Origin of the sequence: Altibacter sp. (genome assembly GCF_019913785.1) — a bacterium.
Taxonomy (GTDB): domain Bacteria; phylum Bacteroidota; class Bacteroidia; order Flavobacteriales; family Flavobacteriaceae; genus Altibacter.
Map to the genome: position 1 here is coordinate 1 of NZ_JAIOHK010000031.1, position 23,515 is coordinate 23,515.

At 39.5% G+C, this 23,515-nt stretch carries 24 protein-coding genes and 2 tRNA genes; 17 read left to right on the forward strand and 9 right to left on the reverse strand.

Features of this window, described 5'->3' with window-relative positions; genetic code table 11:
• The first annotated feature begins 711 nt into the window (after positions 1-711).
• From thrS to K8F54_RS04360, 5 genes are all read left to right on the forward strand, one after another.
• Entirely contained in the window at positions 712-2,658 is a 1,947-nt protein-coding gene (gene thrS / locus K8F54_RS04340) for a threonine--tRNA ligase (protein ID WP_290787550.1), read from the forward strand.
• A gap of 55 nt (positions 2,659-2,713) precedes the next feature.
• Positions 2,714-3,229: a translation initiation factor IF-3 gene (gene infC, locus K8F54_RS04345; protein WP_290787553.1), complete on the forward strand. Its 516-nt coding sequence runs from the start codon at positions 2,714-2,716 to the stop codon at positions 3,227-3,229.
• Positions 3,230-3,317: 88 nt separating this feature from the next.
• The gene (gene rpmI, locus K8F54_RS04350; RefSeq protein WP_290787556.1) at positions 3,318-3,515 is read left to right on the forward strand and encodes a 50S ribosomal protein L35; all 198 of its coding nucleotides are present in this window, start codon (positions 3,318-3,320) and stop codon (positions 3,513-3,515) included.
• 123 nt (positions 3,516-3,638) lie between these two features.
• The gene (gene rplT, locus K8F54_RS04355) at positions 3,639-3,983 is read left to right on the forward strand and encodes a 50S ribosomal protein L20 (protein ID WP_290787559.1); all 345 of its coding nucleotides are present in this window, start codon (positions 3,639-3,641) and stop codon (positions 3,981-3,983) included.
• A 132-nt stretch (positions 3,984-4,115) separates the two neighbouring features.
• Positions 4,116-5,066 (forward strand): OmpA family protein, encoded by a 951-nt coding sequence (locus tag K8F54_RS04360; RefSeq protein ID WP_290787562.1) that lies wholly within the window; start codon positions 4,116-4,118, stop codon positions 5,064-5,066.
• Here K8F54_RS04360 and K8F54_RS04365 read toward each other — a convergent pair.
• From K8F54_RS04365 to tgt, 6 genes are all read right to left on the reverse strand, one after another.
• On the reverse strand, positions 5,063-6,322 hold the full coding sequence (locus K8F54_RS04365; RefSeq protein WP_290787565.1) for an asparagine synthetase B: 1,260 nt from the start codon (positions 6,320-6,322) through the stop codon (positions 5,063-5,065). The two genes, K8F54_RS04360 and K8F54_RS04365, sit on opposite strands and share 4 nt — an antisense overlap.
• Before the next feature lie 108 nt (positions 6,323-6,430).
• Positions 6,431-7,987 (reverse strand): replicative DNA helicase, encoded by a 1,557-nt coding sequence (gene dnaB / locus K8F54_RS04370; protein WP_290787568.1) that lies wholly within the window; start codon positions 7,985-7,987, stop codon positions 6,431-6,433.
• Between the two features lie 166 nt (positions 7,988-8,153).
• Positions 8,154-9,107: an acetyl-CoA carboxylase carboxyltransferase subunit alpha gene (locus K8F54_RS04375; protein ID WP_290787570.1), complete on the reverse strand. Its 954-nt coding sequence runs from the start codon at positions 9,105-9,107 to the stop codon at positions 8,154-8,156.
• Between the two features lie 54 nt (positions 9,108-9,161).
• Complete coding sequence (locus K8F54_RS04380; protein WP_290787572.1) at positions 9,162-10,064, reverse strand: DMT family transporter; 903 nt, start codon at positions 10,062-10,064, stop codon at positions 9,162-9,164.
• On the reverse strand, positions 10,051-11,130 hold the full coding sequence (locus tag K8F54_RS04385) for an LptF/LptG family permease (RefSeq protein WP_290787574.1): 1,080 nt from the start codon (positions 11,128-11,130) through the stop codon (positions 10,051-10,053). The genes K8F54_RS04380 and K8F54_RS04385 overlap by 14 nt, the downstream gene beginning before the upstream one ends.
• Before the next feature lie 4 nt (positions 11,131-11,134).
• A complete protein-coding gene (gene tgt, locus K8F54_RS04390; RefSeq protein ID WP_290787575.1) occupies positions 11,135-12,265 on the reverse strand; it encodes a tRNA guanosine(34) transglycosylase Tgt in 1,131 nt (376 codons plus the stop codon).
• Between the two features lie 175 nt (positions 12,266-12,440).
• Between tgt and K8F54_RS04395 the strand changes: the two genes are divergently transcribed.
• Both K8F54_RS04395 and K8F54_RS04400 read left to right on the forward strand, forming a co-directional pair.
• The gene (locus K8F54_RS04395) at positions 12,441-13,286 is read left to right on the forward strand and encodes a transketolase (protein ID WP_290787578.1); all 846 of its coding nucleotides are present in this window, start codon (positions 12,441-12,443) and stop codon (positions 13,284-13,286) included.
• Positions 13,287-13,303: 17 nt separating this feature from the next.
• Entirely contained in the window at positions 13,304-14,257 is a 954-nt protein-coding gene (locus tag K8F54_RS04400; protein WP_290787581.1) for a transketolase C-terminal domain-containing protein, read from the forward strand.
• A gap of 88 nt (positions 14,258-14,345) precedes the next feature.
• On the opposite strand, the gene K8F54_RS04405 is transcribed toward K8F54_RS04400, so the two are convergent.
• Positions 14,346-15,344, reverse strand: a complete 999-nt coding sequence (locus K8F54_RS04405; RefSeq protein WP_290787584.1) for a hypothetical protein — start codon at positions 15,342-15,344, stop codon at positions 14,346-14,348.
• Between the two features lie 79 nt (positions 15,345-15,423).
• On the opposite strand from K8F54_RS04405, the gene K8F54_RS04410 reads away from it, so the two are divergent.
• Positions 15,424-15,798 carry an RNA-binding S4 domain-containing protein gene (locus K8F54_RS04410; RefSeq protein ID WP_290787588.1) on the forward strand — a complete coding sequence of 125 codons (375 nt, stop codon included), beginning with the start codon at positions 15,424-15,426 and terminating at the stop codon, positions 15,796-15,798.
• A 38-nt stretch (positions 15,799-15,836) separates the two neighbouring features.
• On the forward strand, positions 15,837-16,340 hold the full coding sequence (locus K8F54_RS04415; RefSeq protein ID WP_290787593.1) for a phosphoribosyltransferase family protein: 504 nt from the start codon (positions 15,837-15,839) through the stop codon (positions 16,338-16,340).
• Here the strand turns inward: K8F54_RS04415 and K8F54_RS04420 are convergent.
• Positions 16,332-16,865 carry a shikimate kinase gene (locus K8F54_RS04420; protein WP_290787596.1) on the reverse strand — a complete coding sequence of 178 codons (534 nt, stop codon included), beginning with the start codon at positions 16,863-16,865 and terminating at the stop codon, positions 16,332-16,334. The genes K8F54_RS04415 and K8F54_RS04420 overlap by 9 nt on opposite strands.
• A 118-nt stretch (positions 16,866-16,983) precedes the next feature.
• On the opposite strand from K8F54_RS04420, the gene K8F54_RS04425 reads away from it, so the two are divergent.
• The 7 genes from K8F54_RS04425 to K8F54_RS04455 all read left to right on the forward strand — a co-directional run bounded on the left by K8F54_RS04425 (position 16,984) and on the right by K8F54_RS04455 (position 21,994).
• Positions 16,984-17,059, forward strand: a tRNA-Lys gene (locus K8F54_RS04425).
• A gap of 82 nt (positions 17,060-17,141) precedes the next feature.
• Positions 17,142-17,224 (forward strand) — tRNA-Leu (locus K8F54_RS04430).
• Positions 17,225-17,532: 308 nt separating this feature from the next.
• Positions 17,533-18,444 carry a MerR family transcriptional regulator gene (locus tag K8F54_RS04435; protein ID WP_290787599.1) on the forward strand — a complete coding sequence of 304 codons (912 nt, stop codon included), beginning with the start codon at positions 17,533-17,535 and terminating at the stop codon, positions 18,442-18,444.
• A 58-nt stretch (positions 18,445-18,502) separates the two neighbouring features.
• The gene (gene crtI, locus K8F54_RS04440) at positions 18,503-19,969 is read left to right on the forward strand and encodes a phytoene desaturase family protein (RefSeq protein WP_290787602.1); all 1,467 of its coding nucleotides are present in this window, start codon (positions 18,503-18,505) and stop codon (positions 19,967-19,969) included.
• Positions 19,966-20,808: a phytoene/squalene synthase family protein gene (locus tag K8F54_RS04445; protein WP_290787605.1), complete on the forward strand. Its 843-nt coding sequence runs from the start codon at positions 19,966-19,968 to the stop codon at positions 20,806-20,808. Before crtI ends, K8F54_RS04445 begins: the two co-directional genes overlap by 4 nt.
• Before the next feature lie 34 nt (positions 20,809-20,842).
• Positions 20,843-21,292 (forward strand): sterol desaturase family protein, encoded by a 450-nt coding sequence (locus K8F54_RS04450; RefSeq protein ID WP_290787608.1) that lies wholly within the window; start codon positions 20,843-20,845, stop codon positions 21,290-21,292.
• Positions 21,293-21,295: 3 nt separating this feature from the next.
• On the forward strand, positions 21,296-21,994 hold the full coding sequence (locus K8F54_RS04455) for a lycopene cyclase domain-containing protein (RefSeq protein WP_290787611.1): 699 nt from the start codon (positions 21,296-21,298) through the stop codon (positions 21,992-21,994).
• Here K8F54_RS04455 and K8F54_RS04460 read toward each other — a convergent pair.
• Positions 21,980-22,540, reverse strand: coding sequence for a TlpA disulfide reductase family protein (locus K8F54_RS04460; RefSeq protein WP_290787614.1), 561 nt, complete (start codon positions 22,538-22,540; stop codon positions 21,980-21,982). The two genes, K8F54_RS04455 and K8F54_RS04460, sit on opposite strands and share 15 nt — an antisense overlap.
• A 220-nt stretch (positions 22,541-22,760) precedes the next feature.
• On the opposite strand from K8F54_RS04460, the gene K8F54_RS04465 reads away from it, so the two are divergent.
• A complete protein-coding gene (locus tag K8F54_RS04465; protein WP_290787617.1) occupies positions 22,761-23,429 on the forward strand; it encodes a hypothetical protein in 669 nt (222 codons plus the stop codon).
• The last annotated feature ends 86 nt before the right edge of the window (positions 23,430-23,515 follow it).

Below are 23,515 nucleotides of genomic sequence, written 5' to 3' on the forward strand. Positions count from 1 at the left end.
TATATACGATTAACCGAAAAGCTCTACCTCAAAAAAATCTCAAGAATTCTTATCTTAGTTTAGTTTCAATATAGATCACAAACGTTTCCATTTGTAATCCATACGCTGTCAATTTCAATATTCCAATGAACTTATTTCGTATTCTTTTCTCACCTTCACGAATCATGTTTTATAGTCACTCATCGTTTTAGCGGGTGCAAATATACAACCTTTTTTTAACCTGCAATAGTTTTTAAAAATTATTTCAAGAAAAATTTCAGATCGTTTTATTTACTGCTTTTTCAAAACCTTATTTGTCCTCCAAAGCGGCTGCAAAGATACGCTGGTTTTCCACTTCCACAAGCTAAATCAATTCTTTTTTTGAAGTTATTTTCCTTCATTATACTAAGTCTTTGAAATGCTCATACTTAACAATAAAAATAATGCTGTCATCTATTATACCTTTATATATATACTATTTTTTTGCGCTAGGGATTGAGCGCATTTTGTATGAGCTCTCCCAATGCTAAATTGGGAAGCGAGAAGCGAAAGCCCGCCGTCCAGTGCTGCCGTCCAAAATACCAATAAACTTGATGAATGTTACTGCAGCATTGGAGGGAGCGCCCCTATTCAAAAAAGAAATATAATCCCCGCCTTCCATATTGTAAAACGCAGAAAGTCGTAGTATCTTTGCACCTGCTTGCCGGAAATGGCAGTTCTAAAAAATAATCTATGATCTCGATTAGCTTACCAGATGGAAGTGTAAAGCAATTTGATGCCGGAGTCACACCTATGGATGTGGCAAAAAGCATTAGTGAAGGCTTCGCAAGAAACGTGATTTCGGCTTCGTATAATTCGGAAACGGTGGAAACTTCAACGCCATTAACAACCGATGGCAGTCTGGTGTTGTATACCTGGAATAACGATGAGGGTAAAAAGGCGTTCTGGCATTCTTCTGCACATATCTTGGCACAGGCATTGGAGGAATTATTCCCGGGTATCAAATTAACCATTGGCCCGGCTATAGAAAATGGCTTTTATTACGATGTAGATTTTGGTGCTGAAATGATTTCTGAAAAAGACCTGCCAGCCATTGAAAAAAAGATGCTGGAAATTGCCCGAGGGAAATTCGAATTTTCCATGCGGGAGGCAACCAAAGCCGAAGCACTTGAGTACTATAAAAAGCAAGGAAACGAATACAAGGTTGAGCTTATTGAGAATCTGGAAGATGGCACTATCACCTTTTGTGATCACGCTACTTTTACCGATCTCTGCCGGGGTGGACACATTCCGCATACCGGTATCGTCAAGGCAGTTAAACTAATGAGTATTGCCGGAGCCTACTGGCGTGGTGATGAAAACAACAAACAGCTTACGCGTATTTATGGGATTAGTTTTCCGAAGCAAAAAGACTTGACCGAATACCTGGAATTATTAGAAGAAGCCAAAAAAAGAGACCACAGAAAGTTGGGGAAAGAGTTAGAATTGTTTACCTTCTCTGCAAAAGTAGGACAGGGATTGCCATTATGGCTACCTAAAGGAGCTGCTTTACGGGAGCGACTTGAGTCTTTTCTGAAAAAAGCGCAAAAGAAAGCGGGTTACGAAATGGTCGTTTCACCGCATATTGGTCAGAAGGAATTATATGTTACCTCGGGACATTTTGCCAAGTATGGGGAGGACAGTTTTCAGACTATAAAAACTCCGAACGAAGGTGAAGAGTTCATGTTAAAACCCATGAATTGTCCGCACCACTGTGAGATATACAAGAGTAAACCATGGTCGTATAAAGATTTGCCGAAACGATTTGCCGAATTTGGCACTGTTTATCGATACGAACAAAGTGGCGAATTACATGGGCTAACCCGAGTACGTGGCTTTACGCAGGACGATGCGCATTTGTTTTGTACGCCGGAGCAATTGGATCAAGAGTTTATGAACGTGATCGATCTGGTTTTATATGTTTTTGGATCCTTAGGATTTGAAAACTTTACAGCGCAGGTCTCTTTGAGAGATCCCGAGAAACCGGAAAAATATATTGGCAGTCTTGACAATTGGGAAAAGGCCGAAAATGCCATTATTAATGCAGCCAACGCCAAAGGCTTGAATTATACCATAGTTCCGGGTGAAGCAGCATTTTACGGTCCAAAATTGGACTTCATGGTAAAGGATGCACTGGGTAGAAGCTGGCAACTGGGTACCATACAGGTGGATTATAACCTTCCTGAGCGTTTTGAACTGGAATATAAAGGTAGTGATAACGAGATGCACCGTCCTATTATGATTCATCGGGCACCCTTCGGAAGTATGGAACGCTTTATTGCCATTTTACTGGAACATACCGGTGGTAATTTCCCCTTATGGTTAATGCCCGAACAGGTAGCTATCTTGTCATTGAGTGAAAAATATGAAAAATACGCTCAAAAAGTTTTAGATTTGCTTGAAAATGACGAAATTCGCGCCCTTGTAGACAATAGAAACGAGACTATTGGGAAGAAAATACGGGAGGCAGAAATGAACAAACTACCGTATATGTTGATTGTAGGAGAACAGGAAGAAAAAGACGGAACGGTTTCGGTAAGGAAGCACAGTGAAGGAGATTTGGGTAGTATGACGGTGGAGGCCTTTTCGGAAATGATAAAAGAAGAAATAAAAAAGAACACTATAGAGTTCAACGTTTAATTAAATATTTTTAGCCATAGCAATACGAAGAAAAAGAAGTCGAGGCCCTGCGAGGGTGATTAAAGAAGATCAGCACAATATTAATAGAAAGATACGTGCAGAAGAAGTACGTCTTGTTGGAGATAATGTAGAAATTGGAGTATATCCTCTTAAAAGAGCATTAGAAATCGCCGATGAGCAAGAACTGGATCTTGTAGAAATCTCTCCCAATGCGAACCCTCCGGTTTGTAAGGTTATGGATTATAAAAAATTCGTCTACGAGCAAAAGAAGCGCGAAAAGGCGATGAAATCTAAAGCGACCAAGGTGATCATAAAGGAAATTAGGTTTGGTCCTAATACCGATGATCACGACTATGAATTTAAAAAGAAACACGCCGAGAAATTTTTGAAAGATGGTGCCAAATTAAAGGCATACGTTTTCTTTAAAGGGCGTTCTATAATTTATAAAGACCAGGGCGAAATTTTATTGTTAAAATTAGCTCAGGAATTGGAAGACTACGGAAAGGTAGAACAAATGCCAAAATTAGAAGGAAAGCGAATGATTATGTTCATCGCACCTAAGAAAAAATAATGCTTCGACTACGCTCAGCAAGCTAGAGCAATATGTGTTGAAGAGAAAGATAATAAGAAAGCGAAGTAATAAATAAAAAGTAGGAAACATGCCGAAACAAAAAACAAAATCCAGTGCCAAGAAGCGTTTTAAGCTAACGGGAACGGGTAAAATCAAAAGAAAGCATGCGTTTAAAAGTCACATCTTAACAAAGAAGTCTAAAAAACGTAAGCTTGCATTGACTCATGATACTTTGGTACATGCAGCCGATGAGAGTAATGTTAAACAAATGCTTCGATTGAAGTAAGGGTTTAACCGGTTAAAACAAATTAATAACCCTGGAGTATGGCAAAATCTTTAAATAACTACGAAAGTAGCCTGAGATTTTAAAAGTGTTGAAAGACCGCCTGCTACAAAAAACAAGTAAATTATGCCAAGATCAGTAAATTCAGTTGCTTCAAGAGCCAGAAGAAAAAAGGTGATGAAGCAGGCCAAAGGTTACTTTGGAAGACGTAAAAATGTATGGACCGTTGCTAAGAACGCAGTGGAAAAAGCAATGTCGTATTCGTACAGAGACCGTCGCACAAAAAAGAGAAACTTTAGATCCTTATGGATTACCCGTATCAATGCGGGTGCACGCCAGCATGGAATGTCTTATTCTCAGTTTATGGGGAAACTAAAGGCTAATGATATCGAATTGAACCGTAAGGTCCTTGCCGATTTAGCCATGAACCACCCGGAAGCTTTTGAAGCTATCGTAAACAAAGTAAAATAAGATAATACTAACAAATTATTTCGCTTAAAAACCCGCTCAAATCGAGCGGGTTTTTTTTATGCACACCAGTCAAGACATTGGTACAACGATACTATACGACAAAGTTTGTGTATCTTAGTTAAAATCTTTACGATGAAACCTACCATCGTTTATATAGCTTGTTTTGTGTTTCTCCTTGGAAGTCCGCTACTGGCCCAAAAAGGAACAGGAAAGATGTATCGCATCGATCGGTACGAATCCATATACCTTCCCTTGGGTAAAATATCCTTTGCCGATACCATTATTCAATTTCGCTTAGGTGATCCAGGTCCGTTGGAAAAATATACCGATAGTCAGCAATGCCTACATGAACCTAATTATACCTATTATAAAAACCCCGACTTTTTGTCCTTGGGTTGTGGCGGAACCGTTACGGTTGGTTTTACCGATAATGGTTTTATGAACCTTCCCGGTAAAGATATTTATATTTTTGAAGTAGGACCATCGCGCGAAGCGGCCAAAGTAGAAATATCACAAGACGGAATCGAATGGATATACGGCGGAAAGATATCCGGTGGAAAATCAAGCATCGACCTGAGCGATGCAAATGTTCCTGCTGAAGTTGTATATTATTATTTACGTGTGACCGACCTGAAAGAGGTATGTAAAAGCAAGAGTGCGGGAGCCGATATCGATGCTATCGGCGCTATTAACAGTGTGATAAAACTAACCATCAATGCCGACGTGCTTTTCGATGTGGCCGAATTCAAACTGAAAGAATCGGCTTTTAAAACGTTGGACTCGCTCAGTAAGACCATTCAACAAGTGGATAAAGCGACTATTTTGATAGAAGGTCATACCGATGATGATGGCTCTGATGAATATAATTTAAATCTTTCGGAAAGCAGGTGTTACAGTGTGGTAGACAGAATCCGCGCTTTGTTGGGTTATGAAGCGCTATATGATTATGAAATCAAACCCTATGGTGAAAGTAGGCCCAGAGTTCCAAATGACACTCCGGAAAACAAACAAATTAATCGGCGGGTTGAAATTACTGTATTGCCTCCAAAAGATTATTTTGAAGGATTACAAAAAAAGAATTAGGTCTTTTGCTTTTTTTTCTTCGCAGCGGGGAATAACACATTGTTTAATATAAGTCGGTAGCCGGGAGAAGTGGGGTGTAAGGCCAATTCGGTTTTGGCATCTCCTACTCTGTGCTGATAGTCTTCGGGGTCATGCCCTCCGTAAAACGTAAAGAATCCCTTCCCCTTAATTCCGTGGATATATCGAGCTTCCCCATTCGATTTATTTTCACCCATGACCAATACGTTCGATTTTACCTGATCGCGATCATACGAAGTAGTTTGCCCCATAAATCCTTTAACGAGCGCTGTGTGATTTTGTACCAACATACAAGGAATGGGATCCCATTTGGCCGAATAATCCATCAACGAAAAATAATCAGTTTCCTTTGGAATACGCCGCTTGGTTGTCATGTCTATGGATGAAAATTCGTACTCCATCGGATTTCTTTCCAAAATAAAATTCTTAAAAGCAAAAGTTCGACTATAGTCAATTTTACTCTGGTAGCCTGGTTCACTTGGATCACCGTCGAACATGGGTTCGCAAATATCAACTCCTTCTGCTGCGAGGGCTATATCAAAACTATCGGTAGCACTACACATCGCAAACATAAATCCTCCGCCTATTACATAATCCCGTATTTTAAGGGCTACATCTCTTTTTGCTTCGGAAACTTTTGCGTAGCCCATTTTTGAAGCAAGTGCTTCGGCATTCTTCTTCTCTTCAATATACCAAGGCGCAAAGCGGTATGCCCGATAGAATTTTCCGTATTGTCCCGTAAAATCTTCATGGTGTAAGTGCAGCCAATCGTATAGTAATAATTGGTCTTCCATTACTTCTTCATCATAGACTATATCATAAGGGATTTCGGCATAGGTAAGTACCATGGTAACGGCATCGTCCCAGGGTTGATTCCCTTTTGGAGAATACACAGCAATTCTAGGTGCTTTTTCCAATGAAACCGCCTCCATATTTTGCGAAGGGCTACTAATTTCAGCTAGAATTTGTGCTGTTTTTGCATCGGAAAGGACTTCGAAGGAGACTCCGCGAATTTGGCATTCCTTACGAATATCTTCAGCATCGGGTAAAAGAAACGATCCACCCCTATAATTTAGCAACCACTGTACCTTTACCTGTCGCTCTAGCGTCCAATAGGTGATGCCATAGGCCTTTAAATGTTCTTTCTGACCTTCGGCATCCATAGGGATTAAAATATAGGAAGCGGAGGCTTGCATAGAGAAACACAGGACAAAAACAAGTAATATGATTTTATTCATTTTATAAATATAACTATTTCAAAAAGATTCCTGCCGTTGCAGGAATACTATAACGGCAAATTTTAAGCCACATTTGAATTGTATTTTTTTTAACGGAAACTTGTGTTTTTAGAAGGGTACATCGTCATCACCATCGGCAGATGATAAATCATCGTTCATAGTACTACCGAAGGCTTCCCCCGGAGAGGGTAAATGACTTGTCTTAAAGGTATCATCATTAGCTGCATCGTTCATACGTGAGTGGATCTCGGTTGGGAAATCGAAGGTTTCTAGGTTTTCAAATCTTCCTAAATGGCCCACAAATTTCAACTTTATTTCGTCCAATCCACCATTACGGTGTTTGGCAACAATAAATTCGGCTTGACCCGCAGTAGGTGTTCGCTCTTCATCATCCCATTCATCAATCTTATAATATTCGGGACGGTAAATAAACGAAACTATATCGGCATCCTGCTCGATGGCGCCCGATTCCCGAAGGTCGGACAATAAGGGGCGTTTGCTGCCACCACGAGTTTCTACCGCACGGGATAACTGCGACAAAGCGATCACAGGGACATTCAACTCCTTTGCCAAGGCTTTTAAGTTTCGTGAAATAGTCGATATTTCTTGCTCACGGTTACCACCTTTCTGACTACTACCCGCCGTCATTAATTGGAGGTAATCGATCATAATGAGTTTGATTCCGTGTTGCGATGACAATCTACGTGCTTTCGCTCGAAGATCGAAAATAGATAATGAGGGTGTATCATCAATAAAAAGCGGAGCCTTTTCCAAGCCCTTCACTTTTACATTGAGCTGTTCCCATTCGTGTTTCTCTAGGTTTCCGGTACGCAGCTTTTCTGAATTTAAACCGGTTTCCGAAGAAATCAAACGCGTGATTAATTGTACAGAAGACATTTCTAAGGAGAAGAATGCCACCGGAATATTATGTTCAACCGCAATATTACGTGCCATTGAGAGCGTTAATGCCGTTTTACCCATACCGGGACGAGCCGCAATAATAATCAAATCACTCGGCTGCCATCCTGAAGTTAATTTATCGACTTTGGTAAATCCTGATGGAATTCCAGAAAGACCTTCTTTATTGGCAATTTCTTCAATTCGCTTTTTGGCTTGAATTACTAAACTTTGTGCTGTTTCGGAAGAGCGCTTAATATTTCCTTGAGTAATATCGTATAATTTCGATTCGGCATTGTCGAGCAGGTCAAAAACGTCGGTAGTTTCATCGTAGGAGTCTTCAATAATTTCATTTGAAATCTTAATTAGACTTCGTTGAATGTATTTTTGAAGAATGATACGGGCGTGGAATTCAATATGTGCCGAAGAAGACACTTTTTGAGTTAATTGAACCAGGTAATATTCGCCTCCAACCCTATCGAGCTTTAGCTCCTTCTTTAATTGGGAAGAAACAGTTAATAAGTCGACCGGTTCGCTATTTTCGAATAAGGTATGTATGGCTTCAAAAATATGTTGGTGGGCTTCTTTGTAGAAGACTTCGGCGTGAAGAATATCGATAACCTCATCTACCCCTTTTTTATCAATCATCATTGCCCCTAACACAACTTCTTCTAAATCAGTAGCTTGCGGGGGTAATTTTCCCTTTTCAAGCGAAATCACTTGGGAAGTGCGCGCAGAATATGAAGTGTGAGGTTTCAATTTTTCCATTAGGCGAATGTAAAGAAAATGTTATGAGGAGCGACACTAAATAATAATTCGATGTTCACCGGTCATTAACATTTGAGCTGTTGACAACTTAATATTTTTGTTAATAAGGTACAAAAAAATCTGAAGCGAACACCTCAGATTTTTGAAAGGGTTGGTATTGCTGAAATTAGGATTTATAAACACCCATTTTCGAATATTTATCCATGCGTTTATCGACCAAATCTTTTGGTGATAAGTCTTTTAATTCGGCATATACTTTAGCGATCGCTTTAGCGACCGTGATATAGGTTTTTTCTCTATCACTGTGTGCACCTCCAAGGGGTTCTTTAACGATCTCATCAATTAATGTCAGCTTTTTCATATCGGTAGCGGTAAGTTTTAACGCTTCTGCTGCTTGCTCTTTAAATTCCCAGCTTCTCCAAAGAATAGAAGAACAACTTTCCGGAGAAATCACCGAATACCACGTATTCTCTAACATCAATACGCGATCTCCTACTCCTATTCCCAAGGCACCTCCACTGGCACCTTCTCCAATGATTACAACAATAATAGGGACTTTCAAGCGGGTCATTTCCAAAATGTTTCGGGCAATCGCCTCCCCTTGTCCGCGTTCTTCAGCTTCTAAGCCAGGAAAAGCACCCGGAGTATCGATCAGGGTAACAACAGGAACTCCAAATTTTTCGGCCGATTTCATAAGGCGAAGCGCTTTGCGATATCCTTCGGGATTTGCCATTCCAAAATTTCGGTATTGACGTGTCTTTGTATTGTACCCTTTTTGTTGTCCAATAAACATATAACTTTGATCACCAATTTTTCCGAGGCCACCAACCATAGCTTTATCATCCTTAAAATTTCGGTCTCCGTGTAGCTCTAAAAAGGAATCCCCACAGATGGCCTTGATATAGTCCATGGTATAGGGACGGTTGGGATGACGAGACAGCTGAACGCGCTGCCAAGGACTCAAATTCTTATAAATATCCTTTTTGGTTTCGGCGAGCTTTTTTTCAATCTGCTTACAGGTGTTTGATACATCTACATCACTCTCTTCTCCAATCTGGCAGGCTTTTTCGTATTGCTCCTGAAGTTCTTTAATAGGTAATTCAAAATCAAGATATTCCATAGGGATCTCTTTGAAAGTTTTTTTGGTCTAGCTCACAAAGATAAAACTTTGTTTTTAGGTATTGGTAAATCGTCTTTTTTTTCTTTCTAACTTCAGCTTGATAAAACCATTAACAATTACGGTAATCACAATAATTGCAGCACCATAATAGAATTGTAGACTCATATTTTCCTTTTCACCCAAGATTAGCAGCGCCAGAATAATTCCGTACACCGGTTCCATATTGATGGAAAGCATTACAGTGTAAGGGCTTATCCACTTCATGACATGTACCGAGGCGATAAAGGCATAGGCTGTACAGACGGATGCAAGTAATAGTAGAAAGATCCAATCGTTTGATGAGAGGATAAAAAATTCGGACGTATAGCTACCACTTAGGGCCAGATATATTGTAATACATAGCATTCCGAAGAACAATTCGTATAAAGAAATAGCTGAGGCTTGATATTTTACAGCAAACCTTCCATTTATCACTGAAAACAGGGCGCCTAAAAATGAGGAAGTCAATGCCAATATAATGCCCCATACATATTCGGTTTCCACATTAAATATGATGTAAAGGCCCAAGACGACTAGGAGTCCGAAGAACACTTCGTACCCAATTATCTTTCTTCGATACAGTAGAGGCTCCAATAAAGAAGTGAAAAAAGCCCCCGTGGACATAATAGCCAATGTGACCGACACATTGGAAGCCTTGATTGCTCCAAAGAAGGCCAACCAATGTAGCGCTATAATCAGGCCTGCGAGAAAAAACCCGGCCAGCGTTCTATACGAGAACCGCAGGTTAATTTTAGTCAGCCTTATATAGATATAAATAAATACAACCGCCAGCAGCATCCTATACCACACCAGGGGAATTGCATCTATGGATATAAGTGCTCCCAGAACAGCGGTAAAGCCCCAAATAAAAATTATGAAGTGTAAATGAAGGTAATTTAAAAGCTTATCGTTTCGCATTTCGAAGCAAGTATATGGCTAGTATACCAAAGATAATGTTTGGAAACCAAGTAGCAACAAAAGGTGAAAAACTACTTTGTTCGGCCATAGTACCAAAGATTTTATCGAAGAAGATAAAAACCATACCAATTCCAATCCCGATAGCTAGATTCACTCCCATCCCACCACGGCGTTTCATAGAAGAAACAGCCACAGCAATAATAGTTAAGATATAAGCCGAAACTGGTAAGCTCCAACGTTTATATCTCACTACTTCGTAACGGTTGATATAGGTAGAACCTCTCGCCTTCTCACGAGCAATAAAATCATTGAGTTCGGTAAAGTTCAAGGTTTCTGCAATGTATTCCACCGGAGTTAGATCTTCCAATTCGAAGCTGAAGGTTGTGTCGAGTTTTGCCTCATTTTGCAGGATATCTTCGTGTTCTCCAATAATTCGTTTGTTGTAGTTGAACAAGGTGTACGTGCTATCTTTCTCGTTATATTTAATACGCTTCGCATCGATTTTATACCTCATTTTGTTGTCTTCAAAATGCTCGAGCGTGAAGTTATTTCCCGACTTTTCGTGTACATTAAAGTAACTTACATAGATATAGTCATTGTCATTGATCTGTCTGTACACATTGTTCTGTTGCCTATCTTTTTTGTTATTCTTCAGATATTTAAAAGTAAACTCATTAAAGCCTTTACTAGCCATGGGTGCGAGATACATGCCCAAAATTAAGGCGCCTATGCACACGATGGTTGCCCCTATCATATAGGGCCGAAGAAATCTATAGTAGGAGACCCCACTACTTAAAAAAGCAATGACTTCGGTGTTATTTGCAAGTTTCGAAGTGAACCAGATGACTGATAGAAATAAAAAAAGGGGAAACAGCAGGTTGGCAAAATAGATGGTAAAGTCTAAATAGTATAAGGCTACTTCAAAAAAAGGAACTTCATTTGCCAATATCTTATCGATCTTTTCGGCCAAGTTCACTGTAATCCCAATAGGTATAAAAAGTAAAAGCAGCAGCAGAAATGTCCCTAAATACTTTCGTAAAATATATCTATCGAGTATACTGAGCATACAATTACAGGCGTTTATCCATTTGTTCGACCATGGTTTTCTTCCAGGAGGCAAAGTCTCCTGCTAAGATATGTTTTCTGGCTTCACGAACCAACCACAAGTAAAACCCTAGGTTGTGGATGGTCGCAATCTGCCGGCCTAGCATTTCATTCACAGTAAATAGATGACGTACGTATGCTTTGCTATAGGCTGAGTCTACCCATGTGATGTTCATTTCATCCAAGGCAGAAAAATCTGCCTCCCATTTCTTATTTTTAATATTTATAGTCCCGTGTGCTGTAAACAACATTCCATTCCTGCCATTTCTGGTGGGCATAACACAGTCAAACATATCTATTCCCAAGGCAATGTTTTCCAAAATATTGATCGGGGTTCCCACACCCATAAGATAACGCGGTTTATCCTCCGGAAGTATTTCGGTAACCACCGCGGTCATTTCGTACATTTCTTCTGCCGGCTCCCCAACCGAAAGGCCGCCAATAGCATTTCCTTCGGCTCCTACCGAAGCAATATATTCGGCAGACTGTTTTCGAAGGTCCTTATACGTACTTCCTTGTACAATTGGAAAAAAAGATTGTGAATAATCATATTTGTACGGCGTTTTCTCTAAATGTGTGATACAACGATCCAACCAACGGTGTGTCATATGCATAGATCGTTTGGCGTAGTTATAGTCACAGGGATACGGTGTACACTCGTCGAATGCCATAATAATATCGGCCCCAATGCTACGCTGTATTTCCATCACATTTTCGGGGGTAAACACGTGGTAGCTGCCATCGATATGCGACTTAAATTTAACGCCTTCCTCCTTTATTTTTCTATTGGCTGAAAGGGAATACACTTGATATCCGCCACTATCGGTAAGCAAGGGCCTGTCCCAATTCATGAACTTATGGAGACCTCCCGCCTTTTCCAGAATGTCGATTTGGGGCCTGAGATAAAGGTGATATGTATTTCCCAAAATAATATCGGGGTTGATGTCTTGGGTCAATTCACGTTGATGTACCCCTTTTACCGTGCCCACGGTGCCCACTGGCATAAAAATAGGGGTTTCGACCGCCCCGTGATCTAATGTAATTGTTCCTGCGCGGGCGCTGCTGTTGACGTCTTTACCTTCTAACTTGAATTGCATTCACTTCTTTTTCTGAAAGGGCAAAGATAAGTTTATAATTCTGAATGCCGCATTCTGATTTTAGAATTGAAACGCATGTTAACTAATATCCGCAATTCGTTAATAACTGCTGAAATTTCAACTTGTACCACCCTTTTAATTGACTTACTTTTGCCACATAAATTTACATTTCGACATGCCAAATACATCCAAGCTTAACGATTTAATAATCCAAGTTCGCAGAGATATTCTAAGACAAGTACATAAAGTGAATTCGGGTCATCCGGGAGGTTCCTTGGGCTGCACCGAATTTTTTGTTGCCTTGTTTCAAGTCCTTATGGACCGAAAAGAAGGATTTCATATGGACGGCATTGGAGAAGATATCTTCTTTTTATCGAACGGCCATATTTCACCTGTCTTTTATAGTGTTTTAGCACGTTCGGGTTATTTCCCTGTTGACGAATTAAACACCTTCAGATTGCTGAATTCACGTTTACAAGGGCATCCCACCACGCACGAGGGCTTGCCGGGTATACGCATCGCATCGGGTTCGCTGGGACAAGGGATTTCGGTATCCATTGGTGCCGCCGAAGCAAAAAAATTAAACAATGACAAGCATCTGGTGTATACACTCTGTGGTGATGGAGAATTGCAGGAAGGTCAGAACTGGGAGGCCATAATGTACGCAGCCGGTAATAAGGTTGACAACCTCATTGTAACTGTTGATCTCAACGGACAACAGATCGATGGGTCTACCGATACAGTGCTCCCACTGGGAAATGTACGAGCAAAATTTGAAGCATTCGGCTGGGAAGTACTCGATATTGAAAAAGGCAATGATCTGGAGGCCATCGTAAGCGGTATGCAGGCGGCAAAGGCAAAATCGGGTCACGGAAAGCCGGTATGTGTATTACTTCATACCATAATGGGGAACGGTGTAGATTTTATGATGCACACACATGCATGGCATGGCAAAGCTCCTAACGACGAACAATTAGCGATTGGATTAGCTCAAAATCCTGAAACAATTGGCGATTATTAATTTCTGAAAAAAATAGCATGAAAAAATATACAGATAGTGGTAAAAAGGATACGCGATCGGGATTTGGAGCGGGTCTTACTGAATTAGGTAAAACCAACGATCAGGTGGTGGCCCTTTGTGCAGACCTGACCGGCTCTTTAAAAATGGACGACTTTAAAGCCAACCATCCGGAACGCTTTTTTCAAGTGGGTATCGCCGAAGCCAATATGATGGGAATAGCTGCAGGAATGACGATTGGTGGAAAAATTCCTTTTACTGGAACCTTTGCTAATTTTTCTACCGGAAGGGTTTATGATCAGATTCGCCAAAGTATTGCCTATAGTCACAAGAATGTAAAAATATGTGCTTCGCATGCCGGACTCACCCTAGGTGAGGATGGAGCCACACATCAAATTCTTGAAGATATTGGCCTAATGAAAATGCTGCCCGGCATGACAGTGATCAATACCTGTGATTACAATCAGACCAAGGCAGCAACCATCGCTATTGCAAAACACAAAGGTCCGGTATATCTCCGCTTCGGGAGACCAAAAGTTGCCAACTTCACGCCCGAAGATCAATCCTTCGAAATTGGAAAAGCCGTTCATTTACAAGAGGGAACTGATGTAACCCTAATCGCCACCGGGCATTTGGTTTGGGAGGCATTGCAGGCTGCTGAAACACTTCAGAAGCAGGGAATCTCTGCCGATGTTCTAAACATTCATACCATAAAACCGTTAGACAATAAAGCGATTCTATCAAGCGTTAGTAAAACAGGATGCGTTGTCACCGCCGAAGAACACAATTATTTAGGCGGCCTTGGTGAAAGTGTATCCAGAGTTTTAGCCGAAAATACCCCGAGTCCACAAGAATTTATAGCTACACAAGACACCTTTGGCGAGTCCGGTACACCCGAACAGCTAATGGAAAAGTATGGTTTAAATGCCGAAGCAATCGTGAAAGCGGCACTAAAAGTGATTGCACGCAAGTAAATCTTTTTTTGCCATTGCCTCCGGTAAATCCAAATCAAAAAAAAGCCTCGCAGTTGCGAGGCTTTTTTATTTCAATTTAGTAAAGCGATTATATATTTTCATCTAAATAATCTGGTATACCATCGTTATTGGCATCCGTAAAAGTCACGGTGGTTATCGTAATTTTTCCGGTTGAATCATCGACTTCTCTTTTTACTTCTACTTCATCTTCGCCCAAAATTGGCTCAGGCTCTCCCTCATCTATAGTATACACAGTGACAACGATTTCATCTTTGGTAAGTCGTCCATCATTGTCGTCATCTACATCGGCAAAATTCGGATTTAAATCATTATCGGTATCATCGTCCTCTTCAAGTCCGTTCCCATTAATGTCTTCATATATCGAAGGAACACCATCGCCGTCTTGATCCCCTTGTTCGGCCTTGTAAAGTCGGAACGTAAATATTAATTGTGCATAAACGCCTATGCCGCTTCCAGGAGGAGGGCTTGAAAAGTATCCCAATCCCGAGGGAATAAATACGGCTCCTGCTCCATAATCTTCAAAGTCTACCGTTCCATCGGCATTGATTATTGGATCTCCAACTGCGGTTTTAAATTCAATCAGTGCATCCTGTAAACCATCAATAATTCCGGTTAGGTCAAATCGAACAGGTTCAACAGAGCCGTCAAACAGCACATTATCTAACTGCCTTCCCTCATAGGACATGGTCCCAATATCCGGAAACTGAATTTGCTTTCCTCCACCTTGTTTCGCTATTAAATAGTACAACGTATAGGTAACATCATCGTCTACTCTGTCTTGAACCGTTTTAGTTAAAACTTGATCTATTAATGGAGTCTTATTCGCATTGTCACCAATAAGGCTATCGAATCGAATAATATAATCGAAATCGGCCGATGGGTTTTCAAATTCTTCATAATTATAAAAATGGGTTTCCAAAAAGGCTTCAATACTGGCGGTAGCATCTATTGACTCTTCTCCCCGGTCCCTGGGCGGAATTCGTTCTACGCCATCATCTTTCTTACACGAATAGACAACTATTGCTAACAAAAATACCAAGGGCAATAAAAAATATGCTTTCTTCATTCTAAATTTTTTGATGGCGCAAGATACAATTTTCCGCTATTTTTGCTTTAAAGATTAACGTACTTTTAATGTTATTGGTATGAGAATAGATAAATACTTGTGGTGTATACGTTATTATAAAACCCGAAGTATTGCTACACAGGCATGCAAGAAAGGTGCAGTGCGTGTAAACAATGAAATTGTGAAGCCCTCCAGAGATGTCTATCCGGGAGATGCCATAGGTGTGCGTAGAGATCAGATTAATTATTCGCTCGAAGTCTTAGACCTTCCTGAAAGCAGATTAGGAGCCAAGTTGGTAGATATCTACCGAAAAGATACCACTCCAAAAGAAGCCTTTGAAAAATTGGATTTATTGAATTATTCTAAGGACTACTACCGCAAAAAAGGAATTGGTCGTCCTACCAAAAAGGACCGACGGGATCTGGAAGATTTTACAGACACTACAGATTCGTAAAAGCAACGGTATTTACTATCTTTGAAAAAACTTTCTTTATGACACAGACAAGCACTGTAATTTTAGACAAAAAGCAAATTGATCACAAGATCAAACGAATTGCCTATCAGGTCTATGAAACCAATGTCAATGAAAAAGAAGTTATTATTGCCGGAATTAGGGAAAATGGTTACTTGTTTGCCAAAAAATTGAAAGAAGCGGTCGAACATATTTCTCCTATCACAGTGCGCCTATGTGAAGTGATTATCGATAAAAAAAAACCTACCAATCCGATTATAACTTCTTTAAGACCGGAGGAATATCAAAATAAGTCACTGTTACTTGTGGACGATGTTTTGCATTCAGGCACCACGTTAATTTATGGAGTAAAACATTTTTTAGAAGTTCCATTAAAGCAATTTAAAACGGCAGTGTTGGTAGATCGAAATCACAAGAAATATCCTGTAAAAGCAGATTTTAAAGGTATTTCGCTGTCTACTTCCCTAAATGAGAATGTTTCGGTCATTTTTGAAAAGCATAAGGATCGCGCCGTTTTAGAATAATTTTACCACTATTTTTTCTATAATTTCTGAGACCGAGGCATGGTCTGTGTGAATGACGTAAGTCGCTTGATTGTAAAAGTGAGCCCGCTCGAATAGGTGTTTTCTAACAAAGTCTTTCATTTCATTTTCTGTTTCCAAATGACTAAGTAACGGCCGTTTTAATTTTTCATCAAAAAGTCGATGGGTAAGCGTATCCAATGAAGCCTTCAGGTAAACAATGATCACATGATCCTGTTTTAACAAAAATGCTAGGGTATCGCCATAACAAGGTGTCCCTCCACCGGTAGCGATTACGAGTTTTTCATCCGAATTGACAAGTTGCTTAATGAGTGTGTTTTCTTTTTTTCTGAAATATATCTCGCCCTTTGTTTGAAATAATTCCGGAATGCTACAACCTTCTCTTTTTTCTATTTCTGTATCCAGGTCTACAAAAGTGAATTGAATTGCTGAAGCTAATTCTACTCCAACAGAAGATTTTCCACTTCCCATATATCCAAATAACACTATTTTCAAGCCAGTTTCCATTGTACAAATATCTAAAAATACTGATACTTAGCAGGATTCTTTTTTTTTTACAATTAAATTATAAATTGGTTTGAAAAATAAATTTAATGATAGTATATTTGCACCCGCATTCAAGGAAGACCTGGTAGCTCAGTTGGTAGAGCACCTCCCTTTTAAGGAGGTGGTCCTGGGTTCGAGCCCCAGCCAGGTCACCAAAAAAAGTTAAACCCTTGGTTTAGCTTTTTTTTTGGCTTTATAATAGCTTATAAAAGCAGGTAAAGTAAGGTCAACACACCTACCCGGGTGCTGGAATTGGTAGACAGGCATGGTTGAGGGCCATGTGTCCTTTGGGCGTGTGGGTTCAAGTCCCATTCCGGGTACTTACAAAGTCATCTATTCACGGATGGCTTTTTTTGTACGCTTAAGTAAGCCCAAAGCGGGCGTGGCGAGCGGACAAAAGGCGTAAATTTTAGCACGCCTTTTGGCAGGGAGCCGTCTCTAAAAAACTGTCACAGCAAGGGATACAAGCTAATCATCAACACGGATGGCTTTTTTTGTACGCTTAAGTAAGCCCAAAGCGGGCGTGGCGTGCAAATGGATAATTCTGTTGAGTATTTTCAACTTCTTCTTCAACAGTTTAGCTCTTATTACATTTTTTTTAGTACTTTCCCCTCTATTTTGAACGCAAATGTCTGTAAAAACGCAGTTTAGTATAAAGGATCTGGAAAACCTCAGCAATGTCAAAGCACATACCATTCGTATTTGGGAAAAAAGATACAATCTACTGACTCCGAGTAGGACCGACACCAATATTAGAACGTACAATTTAGAGAATCTAAAAAAGCTACTTAACGTTACTTTTCTTTATAACAATGGTTTTAAGATCTCTAAAATTGCACAATTAAGCAACCTTCAACTTCAGGAACTTATTCAAAAAGAAGCCGTTGAGAGAGAAGGCGAAATTGCACAAAAAGTCTTTAAAATGGCTATGTTCGATTTTGATTATTTACGCTTTAACACAACTTTTCATCAACTTGCTGAAACCAAATCGTTTAGAGAGATTTTCTTTGATGTGTTCTTGCCCTTACTTTCTGATATTGGTTTACTATGGCAATCGGGCAGCATCGATCCGGCACACGAACGGTTTATTTCTGAATTGATCAAACAAAAGGTGATCCTTCAAATAGAAACGGCCCAACAAGAATTTCAGCAAAAAAATGATAGGATATTCGCCCTGTACTTGCCCTATCAGGAAATTCACGAAATAGGTTTGTTGTATTGTAATTTCGAAATCCTTTCAGCCGGATTTAAAACGATCTACTTAGGAAACAACATTCCAATGGACAGTCTGCATTATGTGCTTAAACACCATGAAAATGTAACCTTCCTGTCCTACTTTACAGTAGAACCACAATTGCAATCGCTCCAGGACTATTTGCACACCTTCGATACTGAGGTTTGTGGACACAAAAGCTGCTCGCTGTGGGCCATGGGAAACAAGACCAGAGAAATGGAATCAATCAAGTTGCCAAAATGTGTTCGGCTAATCCCAAATCTGAATACGCTTATCGATGCCCTAGAAACACTAAAATTTTCCTAAAATACAGTACTCTTTGCATTTTTGTTTAAATATATTCTATATTTGTTAAACAATTTAAATGAAAAATATCTCCATCATAGGATCCGGATTTTCTTCCCTTGCTGCTGCCTGCTATCTCGCGCAGGCAGGGCATAAGGTGACCGTATTCGAAAAAAACAACACTGTGGGTGGTCGTGCACGCCAATTAACACGCGATGGGTTTACTTTTGATATTGGTCCCTCCTGGTATTGGATGCCCGATGTTTTTGAACGTTTTTTTTCAGATTTCAATAAAAAAACAACCCATTATTACAAACTCACCAAGTTGAATCCGGCCTATACCGTTTTTTTCGGGAAGGATGAAACAATCACAATAGAAGACACGCTCGAAAAAATTTGTATCGCGTTTGAAAAAGAAGAATCCGGAAGCTCCATAAAGCTACGGAAATTTATGTCAGAAGCTTTGGACAATTATCAAATAGCCATCAAGGACCTTGTGTACCGCCCCGGAGTCTCACCTCTTGAATTGATCACTCCCCTAACCGTTAAAAAGATAGGGCAATTCTTTAGTACCGTCAGTAAGGAAGTCCGAAAAGAGTTCAAAAATCCAAAATTGATTTCTATTCTTGAATTCCCTGTACTTTTTTTAGGAGCAAAGCCATCTAAGACTCCTGCGTTCTACAGTTTTATGAATTATGCCGACTTCGGCTTAGGCACATTTTATCCGGAAAATGGCATGTATAGTGTCATTCAAGCCATGCAAGCCCTAGCAGAAGAACTGGGTGTTACGATTAAAACCAATCAAAAGGTCGAAAAGATTGTAGTGGAAGATAGAAACGCGGTAGGTCTAGTTATAAATGGAGATAGTTTGGCTTCAGATATAGTCGTGAGTGGCGCCGATTATCATCATACCGAATCCTTATTGGAGCCAAAATACCGGCAGTATTCAGAAGCTTATTGGAGCAGGAGAACCTTCGCTCCTTCTGCATTGCTCTTTTATGTAGGGTTCAGTAAAAAATTAAAAAATGTATCACATCACAGCCTGTTTTTTGATGTAGATTTTGAAGCGCATGCCAGAGATATTTACGATGCGCCTCAATGGCCGGAGGCTCCCTTATTCTACGCAAGCTTTCCGTCAATAACCGATACACATTGTGCCCCGGCCGATAACGAAGCTGGAATTTTTCTTATTCCCTTGGCTCCCGGACTAACAGACATCCAGGAAATACGAGAAGAATATTTCGAGAAAATTATGTCTAGATTCGAAAATATCACCAACCAAGAAGTAAATAATTACGTTATATTTAAGGAGTCTTTTTGTATAAATGACTTTATAGCCGACTATAATTCATATAAGGGAAACGCATATGGATTGGCAAACACACTAATGCAAACTGCTTTTTTACGCCCCAAGTTAAAAAGTAAAAAAGTACGTAATATGTTTTTTACCGGTCAGTTGAGCGTTCCCGGCCCAGGCGTACCACCTTCGCTCATATCGGGAAAGTTGGTAGCCGGATTAATACAAAAAGAAATAACAACATCGTGAAAGCATTATTCGACATCGTATCTCAAACTTGTAGTAAGAAGGTGACGCACACCTACAGTACATCCTTTTCGATGGCTACCAAAATGTTGGCACCATCGATCCGGCAGGATATTTACAATATTTATGGATTCGTGCGTTTGGCAGATGAAATTGTGGATTCGTTTCATGATTATGACAAAGAAACGCTCTTTAATCGTTTTGAAAACGATCTTCAATTGGCGCTTTCAGAAAGGATAAGCCTGAATCCTATTTTAAATTCATTTCAACATACAGTACATACGTACGAAATAGGAGATGAATTGATCAACGCCTTTATGCGAAGCATGCGTTTCGATCTTACTAAAAATGAATACCACACCGATGCAGAATACAACGAGTATATTTACGGCTCGGCAAATGTAGTAGGACTTATGTGCCTCAAAGTATTTGTAAAAGGCGATCTCAATAAATATGAACAATTAAAGGAAGCGGCCATGCATTTGGGGTCTGCTTTTCAGAAAGTAAACTTTTTACGAGACCTCAAAGAAGACTTCGAAGGACTAAGCAGAACCTATTTCCCCAACACAAATTTGGCTGCCCTAGATGAAGCGTCCAAAGAAGCTATCATCCAGGATATAGAAACCGATTTTAAAATTGGGTACCAAGGTATCTTACAGTTACCCGCTGAAGCAAAGTTGGGAGTATATATGGCCTATCGTTATTACCGGCGGTTACTTAGAAAATTACATCGCACACCGGCCATCGATATTAAAAACACCCGGATTAGAGTACCTAACTACGAAAAGGTGGGTCTCTTAACCCGAAGTTATGTAAAATATCAGTTGAATTTGGTGAAATAATAGTGCTCTAAAAAATTTGATTTAAGAAAACAGTATGACTACTTTTTTTTGGATATTAATCTTTTTAACCACCTACTGCGTGATGGAGTTTATGGCGTGGTTTAGTCATAAATATATCATGCACGGATTTTTATGGAAATTACACAAGGACCACCATCATAAAGGGCACAGCAGTTGGTGGGAACGCAATGACCTGTTTTTTGTCTTTTATGCTGCCGTAAGTATTGGCTGTTTTATAGGATGGAATTACTATGGATTCTGGGCGGGATTGCCCATTGGTTTAGGTATTTTTGCGTACGGAAGCACCTATTTTATAGTACACGATATTTTTATCCACCAGCGGTTTAAGTTTTTTAGAAATGCAAACAATTGGTATGCAAGGGGAATAAGACGTGCACACAAAATGCATCACAAGCATCTCGGAAAAGAAAATGGTGAGTGCTTTGGAATGCTGTTTCCTCCTTTAAAATATTTCAAAAAATAATTCATGAAATATCTATATCTGTATATAAATATAGGTTCGATTATAATCCCTTTTCTTTTTAGTTTTCATCCAAAACTTAGGTTCTATAAAAAATGGAGGTCACTGTTTCCGGCGATTGCCATTATGATGGTGATCTTTATCGCATGGGATGTTATATTCACGCAGCAAGGTATTTGGGGGTTTAATGAAGATTATATTTCGGGAATCTACGTATTCAACTTGCCATTGGAAGAATGGCTTTTCTTTATTTGTATTCCCTACGCCTGTATTTTTACACATGAGTCTCTGCAACAAATATTTCCAAACTTTTTATTTTCTGAAAAGAGTACAAATATAATCTACATAACGCTCCTTACCACGCTGATACTAGTATTATGGTATGTATACGATCGTTGGTATACGCTTGTTAATTTCGCGTATGCCATTATTTTATTGGGAATTGTTTACAACATAAATAGGAAATTATTGCAAGTATTTATTCCAACTTTTTTAATCATACTGCTGCCCTTTTTTATTGTAAATGGCATCCTTACCGGAAGTGGTTTAGAAGTTCCTGTTGTTTGGTACAACAATGCCGAAAATCTTGGCATACGATTGGGCACCATTCCAATTGAAGATGCCATCTATGCCTTTAGTATGTTACTCACCGTTTTAGTATTGACCGAATACTTTGAGAAGAAAAAGCAATCACTGAAGCAGTAGGTTATCTATCGTCTTCAAGACTTTTTCACTAGACCAATTGGCCACACCGGTTTTTTTAATAACAATTTCCCCCTCTTTAGAAATTAAATAGGTAGTAGGAAGTGTTTGTGTTTGCAACTCCTTTGGAGGCCAGTGGGACGATATGTATACCGGAAAAGTATATCCCGTATTCTGAAGAAATTTTTTGGCCACCACCGCTTCTTCCGATGTGACGAAGTAGAAATCAACGCGATCTCCATACCTTTCATACAAGGTTTGAAGCGACGGCATTTCAGCTACGCATGGCGGACACCAGCTAGCCCAATAATTGACAAGCACCACCCTTCCTTCAGATTGAGAAAAAGCTACCTTGTTTCCCTCCAAAGATGCCAACTCCCATGTGTAATTAGCAATAGTCTCTCTTTCATCCTTATCAATTTCGGAAGGAGCCATAGAAATAAAGCGCTGTAAGAACACTTGTACGGGTACTCTGATTTGAGGAATCAAAACAACCAGTAGTATCACAACAAATACAATATCAATCCAATTCTTTTTTAGAAAATTCATCTATTTATTGAATTTGAAAATAGCCTTGAAAAGATATGAAATCTCTGCCCAACTCTGCGGTAAATTCATTTTAGAATTCAACAATAGTATTGAAAGCACTTAACAAAATAATAAGTCAAAATTTAAAAAAATGTGTCTTTCGTCGATATAATTTGTTTTTTGTAGTATTATTCTTACTTTTATCCCACTCCCCAAATTTATATACGTAAATCTATGTATTATGAATTTGAAATTTTGTTACCTACTTATGCTCCTATCAACTACCATCTATTCACAAGTTGGAGTTGGGACCACCGCACCTACGTCAACTCTCGACATCAATGGTAATCTAAAAATAAGATCCGTTACAGAGGAAACCACTTTAAGCAATATTAAAGACTCTATTCTTGTTGTTAGCAGTAGTTATGTAAAATCCATTCCTGCTACTTCCGTGATTGACGTCGCTCTTCCTACAACCGTAAAAGGATCATTTTCAAGCGCCGGTCTTATCAATTTATCGTTGTTAAGTGGGACACAAATAATTCCTTTTGACAGTGAGGATTTTGATACAAATAATGAATACAATACCACCACCTATACCTATACAGCAAAACAAGATGGAATCTACCAAATTGATGTTCAGATTGAAGCAAATAGCACGATTGGAATAGCCACAAACTTTGGGGTAATGATTCTTAAAAATGGAACTACCATTAGCAGAAACAGTTTCGCCAATATTGGCGTATTAGGGGTCAATGTAACACCACCCGTGCGACAGAACAGTACCCTTGTAGCACTTACCGTAGGTGATACCATTCAGTTTCAGATAGAGGGTAGTATTGCTCTTGGATCGGTGGATCTCTTGGGATCCTTTGAGGATAGTTCGTTCAGTATCTATCAGATTCGATAACTGCGCGATTCAAATTTTAAATGGCAAAACCTTTCGGAGAATTCCGGAAGGTTTTTAATTTTTAATACAATTCTTTACGTCATTTA